General features: G+C 70.1%; 17 protein-coding genes. 12 read left to right on the top strand and 5 right to left on the bottom strand.

The genetic code is table 11. The features are described 5' to 3' along the window. Positions 1 to 106: 106 nt before the first annotated feature. From hpxZ to M2437_RS24545, 4 genes are all read right to left on the bottom strand, one after another. Complete coding sequence (gene hpxZ / locus M2437_RS24560; protein WP_253388943.1) at positions 107 to 514, bottom strand: oxalurate catabolism protein HpxZ; 408 nt, start codon at positions 512 to 514, stop codon at positions 107 to 109. Then, positions 511 to 1,926 (bottom strand): AtzE family amidohydrolase, encoded by a 1,416-nt coding sequence (locus tag M2437_RS24555; RefSeq protein WP_253388942.1) that lies wholly within the window; start codon positions 1,924 to 1,926, stop codon positions 511 to 513. The genes hpxZ and M2437_RS24555 overlap by 4 nt, the downstream gene beginning before the upstream one ends. After that, positions 1,923 to 2,126 (bottom strand): DUF4089 domain-containing protein, encoded by a 204-nt coding sequence (locus tag M2437_RS24550; protein WP_253388941.1) that lies wholly within the window; start codon positions 2,124 to 2,126, stop codon positions 1,923 to 1,925. The genes M2437_RS24555 and M2437_RS24550 overlap by 4 nt, the downstream gene beginning before the upstream one ends. A gap of 102 nt (positions 2,127 to 2,228) precedes the next feature. Then, a complete protein-coding gene (locus M2437_RS24545) occupies positions 2,229 to 2,909 on the bottom strand; it encodes a cysteine hydrolase family protein (protein ID WP_209688621.1) in 681 nt (226 codons plus the stop codon). Between the two features lie 507 nt (positions 2,910 to 3,416). Between M2437_RS24545 and M2437_RS24540 the strand changes: the two genes are divergently transcribed. The 11 genes from M2437_RS24540 to M2437_RS24490 all read left to right on the top strand — a co-directional run bounded on the left by M2437_RS24540 (position 3,417) and on the right by M2437_RS24490 (position 16,384). Beyond that, positions 3,417 to 4,412, top strand: coding sequence for a hypothetical protein (locus M2437_RS24540; protein WP_015950587.1), 996 nt, complete (start codon positions 3,417 to 3,419; stop codon positions 4,410 to 4,412). A gap of 25 nt (positions 4,413 to 4,437) precedes the next feature. Beyond that, the gene (locus M2437_RS24535; protein WP_253388940.1) at positions 4,438 to 5,802 is read left to right on the top strand and encodes an 8-oxoguanine deaminase; all 1,365 of its coding nucleotides are present in this window, start codon (positions 4,438 to 4,440) and stop codon (positions 5,800 to 5,802) included. Further along, positions 5,802 to 7,406, top strand: a complete 1,605-nt coding sequence (locus M2437_RS24530; RefSeq protein WP_253388939.1) for an ABC transporter ATP-binding protein — start codon at positions 5,802 to 5,804, stop codon at positions 7,404 to 7,406. The genes M2437_RS24535 and M2437_RS24530 overlap by 1 nt, the downstream gene beginning before the upstream one ends. A 61-nt stretch (positions 7,407 to 7,467) precedes the next feature. Then, positions 7,468 to 8,559 (top strand): ABC transporter permease, encoded by a 1,092-nt coding sequence (locus tag M2437_RS24525; RefSeq protein WP_253388938.1) that lies wholly within the window; start codon positions 7,468 to 7,470, stop codon positions 8,557 to 8,559. Then, entirely contained in the window at positions 8,556 to 9,482 is a 927-nt protein-coding gene (locus tag M2437_RS24520; RefSeq protein ID WP_253388937.1) for an ABC transporter permease, read from the top strand. Before M2437_RS24525 ends, M2437_RS24520 begins: the two co-directional genes overlap by 4 nt. Positions 9,483 to 9,680: 198 nt before the next feature. Beyond that, a complete protein-coding gene (locus M2437_RS24515) occupies positions 9,681 to 10,787 on the top strand; it encodes a BMP family ABC transporter substrate-binding protein (RefSeq protein WP_003606733.1) in 1,107 nt (368 codons plus the stop codon). Between the two features lie 173 nt (positions 10,788 to 10,960). Continuing rightward, positions 10,961 to 12,118 (top strand): ABC transporter permease, encoded by a 1,158-nt coding sequence (locus M2437_RS24510; RefSeq protein ID WP_253388936.1) that lies wholly within the window; start codon positions 10,961 to 10,963, stop codon positions 12,116 to 12,118. Between the two features lie 22 nt (positions 12,119 to 12,140). Continuing rightward, on the top strand, positions 12,141 to 13,061 hold the full coding sequence (locus tag M2437_RS24505) for an ABC transporter permease (protein ID WP_182569189.1): 921 nt from the start codon (positions 12,141 to 12,143) through the stop codon (positions 13,059 to 13,061). 9 nt (positions 13,062 to 13,070) lie between these two features. Then, positions 13,071 to 14,099 (top strand): formamidase, encoded by a 1,029-nt coding sequence (locus M2437_RS24500; RefSeq protein WP_253388935.1) that lies wholly within the window; start codon positions 13,071 to 13,073, stop codon positions 14,097 to 14,099. Then, entirely contained in the window at positions 14,096 to 14,815 is a 720-nt protein-coding gene (gene biuH, locus M2437_RS24495) for a biuret amidohydrolase (protein WP_147016792.1), read from the top strand. Before M2437_RS24500 ends, biuH begins: the two co-directional genes overlap by 4 nt. Before the next feature lie 6 nt (positions 14,816 to 14,821). Continuing rightward, positions 14,822 to 16,384, top strand: coding sequence for an ABC transporter ATP-binding protein (locus M2437_RS24490; protein ID WP_253388934.1), 1,563 nt, complete (start codon positions 14,822 to 14,824; stop codon positions 16,382 to 16,384). Between the two features lie 346 nt (positions 16,385 to 16,730). Here M2437_RS24490 and M2437_RS24485 read toward each other — a convergent pair whose 3' ends face one another. Further along, on the bottom strand, positions 16,731 to 17,543 hold the full coding sequence (locus tag M2437_RS24485) for a sulfite exporter TauE/SafE family protein (RefSeq protein WP_253388933.1): 813 nt from the start codon (positions 17,541 to 17,543) through the stop codon (positions 16,731 to 16,733). Positions 17,544 to 17,879: 336 nt separating this feature from the next. Here M2437_RS24485 and M2437_RS24480 point away from each other — a divergent pair, with 336 nt between their 5' ends. Beyond that, entirely contained in the window at positions 17,880 to 18,953 is a 1,074-nt protein-coding gene (locus M2437_RS24480; protein WP_015822280.1) for a BMP family ABC transporter substrate-binding protein, read from the top strand. Positions 18,954 to 19,011 lie beyond the last annotated feature (58 nt).

Here is a 19,011-nt window from a genome sequence, read left to right as displayed (position 1 = left end):
GATCCGTCAGACCCCTGACCGCCGCGGCTGGAGCCGAGCCGCCTGTCGCCGGCACCGATCGGAAGACCTGAACCGGCGGCCAGCCTGCGCTCTACGGTGGCGCGCGTCAGGCGCCGCTCGCGCCCTCACCGGGAGCGTCGTCGATGACGCTGACATGGGCCGCCACCACCTTCCAGCCGTCGGGAAAGCGCAGCCAAGTCTGGCTCTGGCGTCCGACGCGGCCGGGGGCGCCCTCGCGCCGGAACAGCGTCATTGCCACGGCGCAGTCGCGGCCGAAGGTGGTGATGACGGTGCCCGCGAGGTCGCGGGCAAGGCCCTGCGAGGGCCGCGCCCGGCGAAAGGCGCGGATCGCGTCCATGCCGTAGAGGTTCTCCGCCGCGCCGTAGCGGATCGTGCGGGGATCGTCGTGGAACAGCCGTTCGAGCGTCGCGACGTCGTTGCTCACGAGCGCCGCCTCGTAGGTCGCGAAGACCCGCTCGACCTCGGTCTTCACCGCGGGGTCGTCGATGATCATCGCGTGTCCTTCACGGTCGCGACCGGCGCCCGGACCGCGCCCTCGCGTTCGAGGTGATGCGCCACCCGCAGGCAGAGCGCCTCGTTCCAGGGCGCGGCGATGACCTGCACGCCGAGCGGCAAGCCGCCGTCGAGCCGGACCGGCACCGCGGCGACGGGCAGGCCGATGAACGAGATCGGCTGCGTGAACACGCCGATATTGGGCCGCACCGGCAACTCAACGCCGTCGAGGACGAAGGTCGTCTCGCCGGAGCGCGGCGCCCGGACCGGCGTGCTCGGCGCGAGGATCACATCGACCTCGCGGAACAGAGCCAGCACGGCGTCGCGATACCAGCGGCGGAAACGCTGCGCCCGTTCCACGAAGGGGGCGGGCAGCATCGCCCCGGCGATGAGCCGGTCGCGCACCGCCGGATCGAAGTCGTCGGCCCGGCTGCACAGCCGGTCGAGATGCAGTGCGGCGCCCTCGGCCGCGGTGATGAGGTAGGCCGCCGCCCGTGCGCGGGCCGCCTCCGGGATGACGACGCTGCGGCGCGCGCCCAGTGCGCGGGCGACATGCGCGACGGCGGCGAAGGCCTCCGAGTCGCCCCCTTGCGTGAAGTAGCCTCCGGCGACCGCGATGCGCAGATCGGCGACGCCCCGGTCGAGGTCCGGAGCCGCGGGCTCGGCCGGGCGGGAGGCCATGGCGGGATCCTCGGGATCGGGCCCCTGCATCGCGTCGTAGGCCAGGGCGAGATCGCGGCTCGAGCGCGCCATCGGCCCGAGATGATCGAGGCTGCCGACGAAGGGGAAGCTCCCGGCCCGGCTCAGCCGCCCGTAGGTGGGCTTGAGCCCGAAGCAGCCGCAGAAGGCGGCGGGTACGCGGATCGAGCCGTTGGTGTCCGAGGCCAGCGCGAGCGGCACCAGGCCGGCGGCGATCGCCGCGCCCGAGCCGCCGGACGAGCCGCCGGACATGTGGCCGAGGGCGTGCGGATTGCGGGTGTTGCCGTCGTGGATGTTCTCGCCGGTGAAGTCGTAGGCGTATTCGCCCATGCCGAGGGTCCCGACCAGGACGGCGCCCGCCGCCTCCAGCCGCCGGATCAGGGCGGCGTCGCGGGTGGCCGGCGCCCGCTCGCGATTGATCCGCGAGCCCGCCCGCGTCGGAAGCCCGGCGACGTCGAACAGGTTCTTGACCGCGAACGGCACCCCGGCCAGGGGGCCGAGCCTGTCGCCCCGGGTCCGCGCGGCGTCGAGCTCCGCGGCGCGGGCGGTGGCGCGCTCGGCCAAGCGCTCGGTGAAGCTGTTCACCGCCGGATCGATGCGGGCGATGCGATCCAGCGCGGCGGCAACCACGTCGCGGGCGCCGACCGTCCCCGTCGATACGGCCCGGGCGATGTCGGAGGCCGGGGCGAGGCTCCAATCCGTCGTCGCGCTCACGCCGTGTAGACCGGGGCGGCCTCGGCGGCGTCGGGCAGCGGGAAGCCGCCGACGAGCGCCGCCGCCGCGTGGAGCACCTGCAGATTGGCGACGACCGCCCCGGTCCAGGCCGGATCGAGGGTGAGGCCCAGCAGGGGTGCCGCCGCCGCGGCGTAGGCGTCGAGATCGGGTGTCGGCGTCTCCGCGGCGTGATCGGTCATCGGATTCCCTCGAGGATCGGGCGCTTCGCGGCCGGTCCAGTGCAATGGCCGCGCCACCCCGGCGAGGCCCGCCCACGGCGCGTTCCGCCGTTCAGGGACGCCTCACGCCTGGCCGAGGGCGGCGATCACCGCGGCGGAGCGCGAGACCCAGCCGAAGATGCCGCCCTGGGCCTTGATCATGGCAAGGCCCGCCTCGTGGAAGGCCGGAATGTACGAGCCGCAGGCATCGGCGACGACGACGCAGCGATAGCCACGGTCGTTGGCCTCGCGCACGGTGGTGTGCACGCAGACCTCCGTCGTCACGCCGCAGACGATCAGGGTCTCGATGCCGCGCGCCTCCAGCAGAGCCGCGAGCCCGGTCGCGTAGAAGGCGCCCTTGCCCGGCTTGTCGATCACCGGCTCGCCGTCGAGGGGCGCCAGTTCGGGGATGATATCGTGCCCGGGCTCGCCGCGGATCAGGATGCGGCCCATCGGGCCCGGCTCGCCGATCCGCGCCGTCGGCGCGCCGCGCTCCAGCTTGGCCGGCGGGGCATCAGACAGATCGGGCGCGTGGCCCTCGCGGGTATGGACGACGAGGAGGCCGGCCGCGCGCGCGGCGGCCAGCAGGGCGCGGGCGGGCGGCACCGCGGCGGCGAGCAGCGAGACGTCGTTGCCCAGGCTCTCGCCGAAGCCGCCGGGCTCGAGGAAGTCGCGCTGCATGTCGATGACGACGAGGGCCGTCCGGGCCGGATCGAACGGCAGGGGTGCGGGTTCGGCGTCGAGAAGGGGCTGCGGGGCGGGCATGGGCTACCTCGGAGCGACCGCGCGGGGCCGGAGGCCGGAGCGCGTCCGGGCCGCCGCGATGATGGCGCTCGGCTCCCGAAAAATCGTGCCCGATCATCGTCGCCGATGCACGAAGTGTCGTCAGGCTGGCGCCGGCCTGTGCAATTCGCGGTGGCACGCCGCCGGCTCCGGCCGTATGGCGCGAACGGCCGTGCGCGCAAACGGCTTCCACTCCGCGGCCCTGCCAGCATCACGTCCATGAAATGCGCAGCATGAGCGGACGGTGGGCGGCCTGGAGAAGGTTCTACGGATTACCCCGGCGCGATGTCGGCTCGTCCTCCAACTCCCACCCGTTCTAAGAGGCGTCCTGGTCCGGCCATACACTGGCGACCCAGCCCGGCAACGCCGAGAATGTGTTGCGGATTTGTGACTTGTGCTGCCGCATAGGCGCCGAGGGCTGCGGCTTGTTTTGTGTTGGCACCCCCGTTGCTGCCGCCCGACCACACGGATGGTCGGGGAGAACGAAGAATGTCGGTTCGGGGACTTGCGGCGGTGGCACTGTCGCTCTTCACGGTGGGTACGGCGGTCGCGGCGGATCTCGGGGAGAAGCGGGCCCCCGAAGCGGTGGCCGCGAAGGAAGTGCCGTTCTTCCTCTTCGCGGACACGCAGATCAGCTATCGCTACCAGTTCCCGACCGTCACGCCCGGCATCCAGATCCAGCGGCCGGACGGCAGCTTCCGCTCGCGCGAGGCGCCCAAGCACATCCTCAACATCTCGCACGCGGATGCCTGGGCCTACGGCACGAACTTCTTCACCCTCGACATCCTGCAATCCGGCTCTCAGTTTCCGGCCGGTACGACCAACACGCCCGGCGGCATCCCGACCTTCGCCGATTACGGCAACACCGAAGCCTACGGCCTCTACCGCGGCACGCTGAGCCTGAACGCCCTGACCGGCACCAAGGCCTTCATGGTCCCGGGCATCGTCAAGGAGGTCTCGCTCTCCTACGGCTTCGACGCCAACTCGCAGAACGACGCCTTCGGCTCGAAGAAGCGCGACGTCGTCGGCGGCCTGAACTTCGCCTTCGACGTGCCGGCCGGCTTCCTGAACCTGTCGGTCCACGCCTACAAGGAGTGGAACCGCAACGGCTTCAACACCCAGCCCGACCGCGACCAGAGCTTTAACACGGTCCCCGAATTCGAGATCGTCTACAGCCTGCCGCTGACCTTCACCGGTCTGCCGCTGACGCTGGCCGGCTTCAACAACATCGTCCTGCCCAAGGGCCGCGGCATCAGCAACAACCCCGCCGCCTTCGCCTTCAACCCGCCGCGCGGGCTGGAATTCCTGTCGCGCACCAACCTCGTGCTCGATCTCGGCAAGCTCGCCTATGATCAGCCCAACAAGGTCGATGTCTTCATCGGCTTCCAGTACTGGCTGAACAAGTTCGGCAACCAGGAGACCGCGACCTTCAAGGGCACCGAGGAGAAGAGCTTCCTCGCCGGCGTCGCCTTCCACATCTTCTGATCCCCGACAGGAAACGCGAAGCCGGATGATGGAATCGAGCACCCGCCCCCGCCGTCTCTGGCTCCGCGATCCGTTGGCGATCCTCGCCGACGGGGCCGGCGGCGGGCTCGTGGTGGAGGGTACCCGCATCGCCGAAGTGGTGGCCGCGGGCGCCCGGCCCGCCCGCCCGGTCGATGAGACGTTCGACGCCTCGCGCCACGTCGTCATCCCCGGTCTCATCAACACGCACCACCACTTCTTCCAGACGCTCACCCGCGCGCACCCGATCGCGATCAACAAGCCGCTCTTCCCCTGGCTGAAGGCGCTCTCGACCATCTGGCCGCGGCTGACGCCGGACGCCTTCCGGCTGGCGACGCGGCTCGCCTACACGGAGCTTCTGCTGTCGGGCTGCACCACGGCGGGCGACCACCATTACCTGTTCCCGAAAGGACTTGAGGCGGCCGTCGACATTCAGGTCGAGGAGGCGCGCAGCCTCGGCATCCGCGCCTTCGTGACCCGCGGCTCGATGAGCCTGTCGGAGAAGGATGGAGGCCTGCCGCCCGAGACGCTGGTGCAGGACGACGACACGATTCTGGCCGACAGCGAGCGGGTGCTGCGCCTGTTCCACGATCCTTCACCCGGCGCGATGGTGCAGATCGGGCTCGCGCCGTGTTCGCCGTTCAACGTCACCAAGCGGCTGATGCGCGAGAGCGCCGCGCTCGCCGAGCGCCACGATTGCCGTCTGCACACCCATCTCGGCGAGACGCTCGACGAGAACGCCTTCTGCCTGGAGACGTTCGGGCAGCGCCCGGTCGATTACCTCGAAGAGGTCGGCTGGATGGGGCCGCGGGCCTGGCTCGCCCACGGCATCCACTTCAACGACGACGAGGTGAGGCGCCTCGGCGCGGCCGGCGTCGGGGTGTGCCATTGCCCGGCTTCGAACATGGTGCTGGCCTCGGGCCAGTGCCGCACCTGCGAGTTGGAGGCCGCGGGCTCCCCCGTCGGCCTCGGCGTCGACGGCTCGGCCTCGAGCGACAGCTCGAACCTGATGGAGGGCGTGCGCCACGCCCTGATGATCAACCGCCTGACCTACGGCGCGGAAGCCGTGACCCATCTCGACGCCCTGCGCTGGGCGACGGAGGGCTCGGCCGCCTGCCTCGGGCGCAGCGATATCGGCCGGATCGAGCCCGGCCGCGAGGCGGATCTGGCCTTGTTCACCCTCGACGAACTCCGCTTCTCCGGCGCCCACGACCCGCTCGCGGCGCTCGTCCTGTGCGGCGCTCACCGGGCGGACCGGGTGATGGTGGCTGGGAACTGGCGGGTGATCGACGGGGAGCCCGTCGGCATCGAAACGGGGCGCCTGCGCGAGGAGCACGGCCGGCTGGCACGCACCCTGTTCGGAACGGCGTGATGGCGGCCGCCTCCGCTGCACCGGCCTCGCGGGAAGGCCCGACCCCGCTCTTCGGGGCCTACGGCATCGTCAAGCGCTTCGGCGCCTTCACCGCCAACGATCAGGTCGATCTGGAGATCCGCGCCGGCGAGATCCACGCCCTGCTCGGCGAGAACGGCGCCGGCAAGTCGACCCTGATGAAGATCCTCTACGGCCTCCTGGAGCCGAGCGAGGGCGTCGTCACGCATCAGGGCGACATCGTGCGGCTGGCGAACCCCGAGGCCGCGCGGGCGCTCGGCATCGGCATGGTATTCCAGCACTTCTCGCTGTGCGAGAACCTGACGGTCGCCGAGAACATCGCCCTCGTCATGCCCGCCGGGCTGACGGGCCGGGCGCTGGCGGAGCGGATCGCCCGGCTCGGGGCGGATTACGGCCTGCATCTCGATCCCGCGCGACCGGTCTGGTCGCTTTCGGCGGGCGAGCGCCAGCGCATCGAGATCGTGCGCTGCCTGCTCCAGAACCCGAAGCTCGTGATCCTCGACGAGCCGACCTCGGTGCTGACGCCGGGCGAGGCGGAGGTGCTGTTCTCGGTGCTGGAACGCCTGCGCGATGAGGGCCGCGCCGTGCTCTACATCTCCCACCGGCTCGACGAGGTGCGCCGCCTCTGCACCCGGGCCACGATCCTGCGCGGCGGCCGGGTCGTCGGCACCTGCAATCCGCAGGCGGAGACCGCCCGTTCGCTCGCCGCGATGATGGTCGGCACGGGGGTGAGCGAGGTGCGGCCGAAGGCGGCCCGCGCGGGCCGCGCCGAGCGCCTCGTGCTCGACCGCCTGTCGCGGCCCGCGCCCGGCCTGCACGGGACGCCGCTGCGGGACATCGCACTCTCCGTTGCGGGCGGTGAGATCCTCGGCATCGCCGGCATTGCCGGCAACGGGCAGGCGGAGCTGTTCGACGTCCTCTCCGGCGAGAGCCGGGCCCCAACGGCCAGGGCGGTGCGCCTCGATGGCCGGGCGGCGGGCCAGCTCGGCATCAATGCCCGGCGCCGGCTCGGGGCCGCCTTCGTGCCCGAGGAGCGCAACGGCCACGCCGCCGTCCCGTCCATGACCCTGTCGGAGAACGCGCTGCTCTCCCGCCACGCCACGGCGCCGCTCACTTGGCTGGGCCTGCTGCGGCTCGGGGCGGCGCGGGCGCTCGCCCGGCGGGTGATCGACGCCTTCGACGTGCGCGGGGCGGGCCCGGACCCGGCGGCCGGCACGCTCTCGGGGGGCAACCTGCAGAAATTCGTGGTCGGACGCGAGATCCTGGCCGAGCCGGGCATCCTCGTCATCAACCAGCCGACCTGGGGCGTCGATGCCGCCGCCGCCGCCCATATCCGGCAGGCCGTGCTCGATCTCGCCGGCCGCGGTGCCGCGGTGGTCGTGATCAGCCAGGATCTCGACGAGCTGTTCGAGATCGCCGATTCCATCGCCGTCCTGCATGCCGGCGCGCTCTCGCCGCCCGTCCCGACCGCTGCGACCAGCCGCGCGGCCCTGGGGCTGCTGATGGGCGGGGCCGGCGAGCCGGAGCCGCAGACGGGCGAGCCTCCGGCGGCGCCTGCGATCCGAACCGCCGCGCCGGTGCATTGAGCCCTGCCGGACCCAATCCCCCTACGTGCGAGAGCCGAGCCAGGAATGAACGGGATGCGCGATGCGCCTTGATCTCCTCCCCCGCGCGCGCCGGTCGCCCTGGCTCGATCTGCTCGCGCCCGCGCTCGCCTTCCTGGCCGCGGTTCTGATCGGCGGGATCGCGGTGGCGGCCCTCGGGGTGGCGCCGGAGCAGGCCTTCCTCACCTACTTCGTCGCGCCCTTGAGCGAGGTCTGGTCGCTGCAGGAGGTCGCGCTGAAGGCTGCGCCGCTCGCCCTGATCGCGACCGGTCTCGCCTTCTGCTACCGCGCCAATCTGTGGAACATCGGGGCGGAGGGCCAGTACGTGGCCGGCGGCCTCGCGGGCGGCTGGGTCGCGGTCGCCGCGCACGGTTTCCACGGGCCCACCTTCTGGATCCTGCCCGCGATGCTGCTCGCCGGCACGCTCGCCGGCATCGCCTACGCGATGATCCCGGCGCTGCTGCGGGTCAGGCTCGGCGTCTCGGAGATCCTGACCAGCCTGATGCTCGTCTACGTCGCGCAGCTGCTGCTCGACTACATGGTGCGCGGCCCCTTGCGCGATCCGCAGGGCTACAACTTCCCGCAGAGCGTCGGCTTCGAGGATGCCGCCCGGCTGCCGCTGCTGATGGAGGGCGAGTCGCTCCATGCGGGCGTGCTCATCAGCCTTCTGGGACTCGTGCTCGCGGCCCTCGTCCTGGCGCGCACCCTGTTCGGCTTCGAGGTGCGCGCCGTCGGCGCGAGCCCGCGGGCGGCCCGCTTTGCCGGCTTCTCGGACGCGCGGCTGACGCTCTCGGTCTTCGCGATCTCCGGCGGCGCGGCGGGTCTTGCCGGCATCTGCGAGGTAGCCGGACGGATCGGTCAGCTCCAGCCGGAGATCTCGCCCGGTTACGGCTTCACCGCGATCATCGTCGCCTTCCTGGGGCGCCTTAGCCCGCCCGGCATCCTGCTTGCGGCGCTCGTCATCGCGCTCACGACGATCGGCGGGGAGGGGGCGCAGATCGACCTGAAGCTGCCGCTCGACCTGACCCGCGCCTTTCAAGGGCTACTGCTCGGCCTCGTGCTCGGGGCCGACGTGCTCACGCGCTACCACGTTCGGATCGTGCCGGGCGGCGCGAGCACACGGGTGACACCATGAGCCTCGACATCGTCCAGATGGTGCTCGTCACGGTGCTGGCGGCCGCCACCCCGTTGATCCTGGCCGCCGTCGGCGAACTCGTCGTGGAGCGCGCCGGCGTGCTCAATCTCGGCGTCGAGGGCATGATGGTGTTCGGCGCGGCCGCGGGCTTCGCCGTCGCCACCGAGACCGGATCGACCGCCCTCGGCGCCCTCGGCGGGGCCGGGGCGGGCCTGCTGCTCGCCGCGCTCTTCGGCATTCTCACCGTGGGGCTGGCGGCGAACCAAGTCGCCTCGGGACTGGCGCTGACCATCCTCGGACTGGGGCTCTCCGGCCTCGTCGGCGCCGGCTATGTCGGGATGAAGCGCGATCCGGCGCCCCATCTCCACCTGCCCGGCCTTACCGACCTCCCCGGGATCGGCCGGCTGCTGTTCGGACACGACGCCTTCGTCTACGCGGCTCTCCTCCCGGTCGCGGGGGTGTGGTGGTTCCTCTGGCGCACCCGCGCCGGGTTGACCCTGCGCGCCATCGGCGACGATCACACCGCGACCCACGCCCTCGGGCTCAAGGTGCGCAAGGTCCGCTTCCTCGCCGTGCTGTTCGGCGGCGCCTGCGCGGGGCTGGCGGGCGCCTACCTGTCGTTGGCCTATACGCCGTTCTGGGCGCCGGCGATGACCGCCGGGCGGGGCTGGATCGCGCTCGCGCTCGTGGTCTTCGCCTCCTGGCAGCCGCTGCGGGTGGCCGCGGGGGCGCTGCTCTTCGGCGGGGCGACCGTGCTCCAGCTCCACGCTCAGGCTGCGGGTCTCGGCCTGCCCGGCCAGTTGCTCTCGGCGGCCCCCTATCTCGCTACCATCCTGGCCCTCGTCCTGCTGTCGCTCGGCCGGCGTCGGGGTGGCTCGCTGGCACCGGCAGCGCTCGGCCGCGTCTTCGCCCCGAGCCGTTGAGGCGCGCAGCCCCACGGGATCGATGGCGCGAAAGCATGCATATGCGGACGTCTTTTTGGGCGCATTATCCGTTTCGACAGGGTTTTCCCTGGCGGATGATCCGCGTTCTGATGCCGAAACTTTGATCTTTTCTCTGCACGGAACAGGATCAATTCTGCCAAGCCTGTGCCGCCGGCCCGGAAAGACGGATCACGCCTCGTGTCAGCCCATCCTTTCTCCCGCAGACATCTTCTCGGCGGTGCGGCCGCCCTCTCGCTCGGCGCGCTGCCCTTCGGTCGCGCCCGGGCCGCCGGCCCGCTCACCGTCGGGTTCATCTATGTCGGGCCGAAGGACGATTACGGCTACAACCAGGCCCACGCCCAAGGCGCGGCCGCCCTCAAGGCGATCCCCGGCCTTCAGGTCGTCGAGGAGGAGAACGTCCGCGAGACCACCGACGTCCAGAAGACCATGGAGAGCATGATCAACCTGGACGGCGCGAGCCTCGTCTTCCCGACGTCCTTCGGCTACTTCGATCCGCATGTGCTGATCGAGGCCAAGAAGAACCCGAAGGTGCAGTTCCGCCATTGCGGCGGCCTCTGGACCGAGGCGAACCCGAAGAACGCCGGCTCGTATTTCGGCTACATCGCGCAAGGCCAGTACCTGAACGGCATCGTCGCCGCCCACGCCTCGAAGTCGAAGCGGCTCGGCTTCGTCGCCGCCAAGCCGGTCCCCCAGGTGCTCAACAACGTCAACGGCTTCCTGCTCGGCGCGCGCAGCGTCGATCCGTCCATCACCCTGCAGGTGATCTTCACCGGCGAGTGGTCGCTCGCGGTCAAGGAGGCGGAGGCGACCAACGCGTTGATCGACGGCGGCGCCGACGTGATCACCTGCCACGTCGACGGTCCCAAGGTCGTGGTCGAGACCGCCGCGCGGCGCGGGGCCTTCGTCTGCGGCTACCACGCCGACCAGTCGGCACTCGCCAAGGACAAGTACCTCACCGGCGCCGAGTGGAACTGGGCCTCGATCTACAAGGGCTTCGTCGCCGACATGCAGGCGGGCAAGGCGCCCCCGAACTTCGTGCGCGGCGGGTTGCCGGACGGCTTCGTGAAGATGAGCCCCTACGGGCCCGCAGTGTCCGAGGAAGCACGCCGCAACGCCGACGCGGTCAAGGCCGAAATGATGAAGGGCGGCTTCGCCATCATCAAGGGGCCGCTCAAGGACAACAAGGGCAACGAGATCGCCGGCCCCGGCAAGGCGTTCGCCGAGAACGCGATCGAGCTGGAGAAGACCAACTACCTCGTCGAGGGTGTAAAGGGCTCGGCCTGATGCGGCCCCCGCCACACCGCCGGATGCAAGCGGATCCCGAGCTTCCCCCAAGAATGGCTCCCGCGCACCATTCGTCCTGCCGTCGCGCGGCGCGGGCGGGGCTGCGCTTCGGGGCGGGGCGGTGAGGGCCGGCTTGGCACGGTTTCTGCCGCTCAGCAGGCGAGGAGTGAGCGATGGCCGCTGACACCACCGCCCCCGCACTGCCGCTCGTGGAAAGCACCGTGAGCGGCCCGGACCATCCGCCGGCCTCGCTCCAGGCTCGGGCCTGGCTCGCGCGCCGGGCCGAGGCCCTGGCGATCCCGGTGGGAGCGGTCATCGCCGGCTTCCTGCTGTTCTCCCTCTTCCTGCTCGCCCTCGGAAAGAGCCCGCTCGCCTTCCTCGACCTCGTCTGGCGCGGCGGCTTCGGCTCGCCCTTCGCCCTCCAGAACAGCCTGCAGCGCGCCGCGCCCCTGCTGCTCGCCGCGCCCTGCGTGGCTCTGCCCGCCCGGCTCGGCCTCGTGGTGATCGGCGGCGAGGGCGCGATTGTGCTCGGAGGCGTGGCCGCGGCGGCCGCGGCGCAGCCGCTTCAGGGTTTTCCCCCGATGCTCGCGGTGCCGCTGATGGCGCTCGCCGCGGCAGCGGCCGGGGCAGCTTGGATCGGCGCCGTCGGCGCGCTGCGCGCCTATCGCGGCGTCAACGAGACCATCGCGAGCCTGCTGATGTCCTACATCGCGATCGCGCTCTCGAACCATCTGATCGAGGGCCTGCTGCGCGACGCGGGCAGCCTCAACAAGCCCTCCACCTGGCCGATCGGCGAGGCGTTCGCGGTCGGCCCCATGCCGGGCCTGGAGGTTCACTGGGGCCTCGGCATCGGCATTCTCGCCTGCCTGGCCGCCTACGGGCTCACCGAGCGCACCACGATCGGCTTCGCCGCGCGCATCGCCGGCGGCAACGTACGGGCCGCGCAGATCCAGGGCTTGCCGGTCGGGCGGCTCGTCGTCGGCTTCACCGCGCTCGGCGGCGCCTGCGCGGCGCTTGCCGGCTTCTTCGAGGTCGCAGCGGTGCACGGCAACGCCAACGCCTCGCTCAATGCGGGCTTCGGCTATACCGGCATCCTCGTCGCCTTCCTCGCCCGCCACAATCCCCTGGCGATCCTGCCCGTGGCCTTCCTGCTCGGCGGCATCGAGGCCTCGAACGGGCTGATCCAGCGCCGGATGCAGCTGCCCGATGCCACGGTCCTCGTGCTCGAAGGGCTGCTCTTCCTCGTCGTGCTCGTCAGCGAGACGCTCTACGGGCGCTTCAAGCTGTTCAGCCCGCATCTCTGGGCCGAGAAGCGCGGAGCAGTGTCGTGAGAGCCGGTAGGGGGCCGACGGAATGAGCGACGATCTCGGCCTGGGGACCGTGCTGCTCGCGGTGATCGGCGGGGCGATCCGCGTCTCGACGCCGTTCCTGTTCGTGAGCCTCGGCGAGACCATCACCGAGCGCTCGGGACGGATCAATCTCGGGCTGGAGGGCATCCTCGTCTTCGGGGCGATGTCGGCCTACGCCACCGCCGTGCTGAGCGGGAGCGCGTGGGCAGGCGTCGCGGTCGCGGGACTCGCGGGCGGCGCCTTCGGCCTGCTGCACGGCTTCATCTGCCGCTTCCCCCGCGTCAACGACGTGGCGATCGGCATCGCGCTGATGCTGTTCGGCTCAGGCCTCGCCTTCTTCCTCGGAAAGCCCTTCATCCAGCCCTCGGCCCCGCCGCTGCCGGCGATTCCCTTCGGCTTCTGGTCCGACCTGCCGCAGGTCCAGGCGGCGTTGCGGGTCAACGTGCTGTTCCTGGCCGGCGCGGCGCTGGCGGTGTTCCTGTGGTGGGCGTTCCGCAACACCAAGGCTGGCCTGATCCTGCGCGTCGTCGGCGACAGCGCGGATGCGGCGCGCGCCATGGGCTACGACGTCGACCGCGTGCGGCTCCTGGCGACCGCCGCGGGCGGCGTACTCGCCGGGATCGGCGGCGCCTATCTCTCGCTCTACTATCCCGGCTCCTGGAACGAGGGCATCTCGTCCGGGCAGGGTCTGATGGCGGTGGCACTCGTCATCTTCGCCCGCTGGAATCCGCTCGCCTGCTTCGGCGCTGCCCTGATGTTCGGGGGTGCCGGCGCGCTCGGGCCCGCCCTGCAATCGGTCGGCATCTCGCAGGGCTACTACCTGTTCTACGCCGCTCCCTACATCCTCACCCTGGCGCTCCTGATTGCCACCTCCTCGCCCGACCGGGCGCTGGCCGGCGCGCCGGGCGAGCTGTCCCTGAAGTAAGGAATCCCCATGAACGGTCTCGGTGGACTGAACAAATCCCCGAACGGCGTCGTCATCGGCCTCGTCCAGCTTCAATTGCCGACCATCGCCACGCGGGCCGACGTGACCGCACAGACCGACCGCATCGTCGCCATGGTCGCCAAGGCGCGCGCCAACCTTGCGACGATGGATCTCGTCGTCTTCCCCGAATACGCCCTGCACGGCCTGTCGATGGACACCCGTCCCGAGATCCTGTGCACCCTCGACGGCCCCGAGGTCGCGGCTTTCAAACAGGCCTGCCGCGACAACCGGATCTGGGGCTGCTTCTCGATCATGGAGGCCAACCCGAACGGCAACCCGTTCAATTCCGGCCTCATCATCGACGATACCGGCGCATTGAAGCTCTACTATCGCAAGATGCACCCCTGGGTGCCGGTCGAGCCCTGGGAGCCCGGCGATCTCGGCATCCCGGTGATCGAGGGGCCGAAGGGCGCCAGGATCGGCCTCATCATCTGCCACGACGGCATGTTCCCGGAGATGGCGCGCGAATGCGCCTACAAGGGCGCCGAGATCATGATCCGCACGGCCGGCTACACCGCGCCGATCCGCGAATCCTGGCGCTTCACCAACCAGTCGAACGCCTTCTGCAACCTGATGGTGACCGCCAATGTCTGCATGTGCGGCTCGGACGGCACCTTCGACTCCATGGGCGAAGGCATGATCGTCAATTTCGACGGCACCGTCATCGTCCACGGAACCACGGGTCGCGTCGACGAGATCATCACCGCCGAGGTGCGGCCGGACCTCGTCCGCGAGGCGCGGGCGCATTGGGGCGTCGAGAACAACATCTACCAGCTCGGCCACCGCGGCTACACGGCGGTGAAGGGCGGCGCGGCCGACTGCCCCTACACCTACATGCACGACCTCGCCGCGGGCCGTTACCGTGTGCCGTGGGAGGAGACGGTGAAGGTGACCGACGGCACCTCGTGCGGCTTTCCCGCCCCGACCCGCGCCTACGGCGAGGGCCAGACGACGGCGGCGCGGGAGGCGGCGGAATGAGCGTCATCCCGTTCCCCTCCGCCGCTGCCGCCGAAAGCGGCCGCTTCGTCGCTGCCGAGCCCTATCCTTGGCCCTATGACGGCTCGCTCAATCCGAAGACGACGGCGCTCGTCATCATCGACATGCAGACCGATTTCTGCGGCAAGGGCGGCTACGTCGACGCCATGGGCTACGACCTCGCCCTGACCCGCGCGCCGATCGAGCCGATTGCGCAACTCCTCGCCGCCGCGCGGAAGAGCGGCTACCCGGTGATCCACACCCGCGAGGGCCATCGGCCGGATCTCGCGGATCTTCCCGACAACAAGCGCTGGCGCTCGCGCCGGATCGGGGCGGGCATCGGCGATCCCGGTCCCTGCGGGCGGGTGCTGGTGCGCGGCGAGCCGGGCTGGGAGATCATCCCGGAACTGGCGCCACTGCCGGACGAGCCGGTGATCGACAAGCCGGGCAAGGGCTCGTTCTGCGCCACCGATCTCGAATTGATCCTGGCCACGCGCGGCATCCGCAACCTGATCCTGACCGGCATCACCACGGATGTCTGCGTCCACACCACGATGCGCGAGGCCAACGACCGCGGCTTCGAATGCGTGATCGTCTCCGACGGCACCGCCGCCACCGACCGGGGCAACCACGAGGCGGCGCTTAAGATGGTGACGATGCAAGGCGGCGTGTTCGGCGCGGTGGCCTCGTCCGAGGCGATCCTGGCAGCGATGGGCTGAGGCGCCATGGCGGCTTCCGCGCACCCCGTCCCGTCCGGCGCCCGCTCCGGCGCCCTTGCAGTCGAGACCGTCGGCATGACGAAGCGCTTCGGCAGCTTCACCGCCCTCGACGACGTCTCGATGAAGATCGAGGCCGGCGGCTTCCACGCCCTGCTCGGCGAGAACGGCGCGGGCAAGTCGACCTTCGTCAAATGCGTGATGGGCTTCTACGCCCCCACCGCCGGCTCCGTCCTCGTCGATGGCCGCGAGGCCGAGATCACGGGGCCGAAGGGCGCGCAGGGGCGCGGCCTCGGCATGGTCTACCAGCATTTCACGCTGGTGCCGTCGCTGACCGGTGCCGAGAACCTCGTCATCGGCCGGGCCGACGCCCCCGCCATCCTCGATTGGAAGGCCGAGCGCGCGGCCTTGGCCGACTTCATGGCGCGGATGCCGTTCCGGCTGAACCTCGACCGGCCGGTGGCGGAACTCGCGGCCGGCGAGCGGCAGAAGCTCGAAATCGTCAAGCAGCTCTACCTCAAGGCCCGGTTCCTGATCCTCGACGAGCCGACTTCCGTGCTGACGCCGGCCGAGGCCGAGGAGGTGCTGGGCCTGCTGCGCGGCATGGCCGATGCCGGCACGCTCACGGTGCTGATGATCAGCCACAAGTTCCGCGAGGTCGAAGCCTTCGCCCGCACGCTCAGCGTCCTGCGCCGCGGGCGGCTCGTCGGCGGCGGCGCGGTCGGCGCGCTGTCGCGGGACGACATGGCGGCGATGATGGTGGGCGAGCGCATCGTGCGGACGATCGCCGCACGGGTCGGCGAGCCCGACCCTGCTCGCGAGATCTTGCGGGTGGACGGCCTGACCGCCACCGACGCCTCCGGCCTGCGGCGGATCGATGTCGCGGATCTGCGCGTGCGCGCCCACGAGATCGTCGGCATCGCCGGCGTCTCCGGCAACGGGCAGAAGGAACTCGCTGACGTGCTCGGCGGCCAGATCCGCGCGACCGGCGGGCGCGTCGCGGTGCAGGGCGAGCCCTATCGCGGCACGCGGGCGCAGAGCCGCCGGCACCGGGTGCGCTTCATCCCCGAGGAGCCCCTGCGCAATGCCTGCGCGCCGCGGATGTCGGTGGCCGAAAACCTCGCCTTCCGCGCCTTCGACCGGCGCGGCGACGATCCCGCCGGTCCGCCGACCCTCTGGCTCGACCGGTGCGCCATGAGCCGGCGGGCGAAGGATCTGATCGCCCGCTTCAAGGTCAAGACCGCCTCGTCGGAGGCGCCGATCGCCACGCTCTCGGGCGGCAACGTGCAGCGCGCCGTGCTCGCGCGCGAACTCACCGACCCGGTCGATCTCCTGATCGTGGTCAATCCCTGCTTCGGCCTCGATTTCGCAGCGGTCGCCGAGATCCGCTCCCGCATCGTGGCGGCGCGGAACGCCGGCGCCGCCGTGCTGCTGATCAGCGAGGATCTCGACGAGATTCTCGAACTGTCCGACCGCATCTGCGTGATGTCGGACGGACGCCTCGTCTACGAAACGCCGGCCGCCGCGGCCGAGGCCGGGGTGATCGGCCGCCACATGGCCGGGCATCACTAGGCTGGGGACGCCGTCAGGTTGGTCGGGTCAATCTCAACCATCTGACCGTGGACCGGGCTGTTTTCGGCCCCGCGCGGAGCTTGTTGCCTATCCACGCTCGCCCCAAGCGTCCGAGCCCCTTCCAGGCCTTCGCGACCACGGCTCGGAAGGTCCACTGCACGACAAGATGCGGACCTGAGTGCCGTGGTCCCGGTATCCGCAGGCCGTAACGGGCCACTGGCAGCACATCCCCAGCCGCGTCCGGCCGCACTCATCGCTCGGCGAGCAACCGCACGTGCCCGTGATCTTCCCCGATCCGGCCTACCCGCGATCCAGGATCACCGACACGAAGCCCCGCACTCGTGGGTCAGAACGCCAGCCGCCGCAGGAGATCCAAGCCGACTAGGATGAGCAGCGCCGCGTAGGTCCGCTGCAGCGTCGTCTCGCTAAACTTCTCGCCGACGGAGACGCCCCAGGGCGCGCTGATCATCACTGTCGGCATCATCACGACGAAGATGACGAGGTCCACGTAGCCGAGCGAATAGGAGGGCCGATCCGGGGCATGCCATCCGGAGAGGATGCCGCCGATCGTCGCGATGCTTCCGGTCACCAGTCCGGTGGCGGAGGCGATCGCGATCGCCTTTTCGAGAGCGAGCCCGCAGGTGCTCAGGATCGGCGTCGTCAGTGTGCCGCCACTTGTTCCGGTCAAAGCCGCCACGAGCCCGACGAACGAAGCGATGCCGATCCTCTTGCCGCCCGACGGCGGCTTGCTTCCGGACGAAAAGCGTCCACGGCCGAACGCGATGTAGAAGCCAACCAGAAGGATATAGACCGCAAACAGGGTCTGCAGGATTCCAGTCGATCCATGCGGAAGCAAGATTGCCCCTAAGGCAACGCCGATGAAGAGGCCGATCACCCATGTCTTGTAAAACCCGACATCGAGGTTCCCGAGGGCATATTGCGTGCGGGTCGCGGTGATCGCACTGGGTATGACCAGCGCCATGGATGTTGCCGATGCCACATGCATCAGGACCGATTGTCCAATGCCGACCCAGGGAAGCAGATAAATGAAAATGGGCAGGCGCACGGTGCTGCCGCCGATGCCGAACAATCCGGATATGAAGCCGGAGACTAAGCCAACGATCGCGAAGATGATGATGCGAAGGACGAGGTCATCCATGGTCCGATGCTCCGTGCGACCCGATCCGTAGGATCGAGCCGCGCTCGATTACGGCCTGCCAAGCGCGCGGGCGTGCCCTCGCGTCCGCGATCGCCACAGGGGCCCGCTGCTCGGCAGTGCTGGATCAGCATGGCTTTGACGCCCGACCGGCGCATTGATCTCCATGCCCAAAAACCAGCCGAACCGCTGATGGTCATTGATGGGATGTGTCAGCATCCGCTCAGCGACTCCCGCTCCCCCTCCTGGCCCTGGTCTTGCTCTGAAATTCCCCCGGGCGCCCATGCGCGGCGCCGGCAAGCCGCGGCAAACAACGCCGCCGAAAAGGGGCAGACACTCATGATGGGCAGCATCGTCACGCGCGTGGCCGGGGCACTCCTGTGCGCGGCCGTCGCGGCGGCTCCGGCGCGGGCGGCGGACAAGCTCAAGGTGGGCTTCGTCTATGTCGGCCCGGTCGCCGATTACGGCTATTCCTACCAGCACGACCTCAGCCGCAAGGCGCTGGCCGAGGCGCTGCCCGGCAAGGTCGAGACGACCTTCCTCGAAAACGTGCCCGAGGCCGACAGCGAGCGCTCGATCGAGAAGCTCGCCCGCTCGGGCGCCGGCCTGATCTTCACGACCTCCTTCGGCTTCATGGAGCCGACCCTGAAGGTCGCCAAGAAATTCCCCAAGGTGAAGTTCGCCCACGCCACCGGCTACAAGCGGGCCGACAACGTTTCCACCTACTCGGCCCGCTTCTATGAGGGCCGTTACATCTGCGGGAAGATTGCCGGCAAACTGTCGAAGTCGGGCACCGTCGGCTACATCGCCTCCTTCCCGATCCCCGAAGTCGTGAGCGGCATCAACGCCTTCATGCTCGGCGCGCAGTCGGTCAACCCGAACATCAAGATCAAGATCGTCTGGGTGAACACGTGGTTCGACCCCGGCAAGGAGGCGGAGGCCGCCAAGGCCTTGCTGGCCCAGGGCGCCGACATCTTGACCCAGCACACCGATTCCGCCGCGCCGCTGCAGGAGGCGGAGAAGGCCGGCAAGCTCGCCTTCGGCCAGTCCTCCGACCAATACCGCTTCGCCCCGAAGGCACAGCTCACCTCGATCGTCGACGACTGGAACGGCTACGTCATCGCGGAGACCAAGGCCGTTCTCGACGGCACGTGGAAGAGCGGAGACACCTGGGCCGGCATCAAGGACGGTATGGTCGTGCTGGCACCCTTCACCAACATGCCCGACGACGTGAAGGCGCTGGCCGAGGAGACCAAGAAGGGCATCGTCGAGGGCAAGATCCACCCGTTCCAAGGGCCGGTGCTCAAGCAGGATGGCTCGGTCGCGGTGAAGGAGGGGGAGCAGGCCCCCGACCCCATGATCCTCGGCATGAACTGGTACGTGAAGGGAATCGACGACCGGCTGACGCAGTAGAAGCGGACGCGAAGGCCCTGAAAAAGGAGGCGCCGCCGGGAGCTATCCGGCGGCGCCT

The organism is Methylorubrum pseudosasae (assembly GCF_029504475.1).
Taxonomy (GTDB): Bacteria; Pseudomonadota; Alphaproteobacteria; order Rhizobiales; family Beijerinckiaceae; genus Methylobacterium; species Methylobacterium extorquens.
This window is presented reverse-complemented; position numbering and strand designations above follow the sequence as displayed.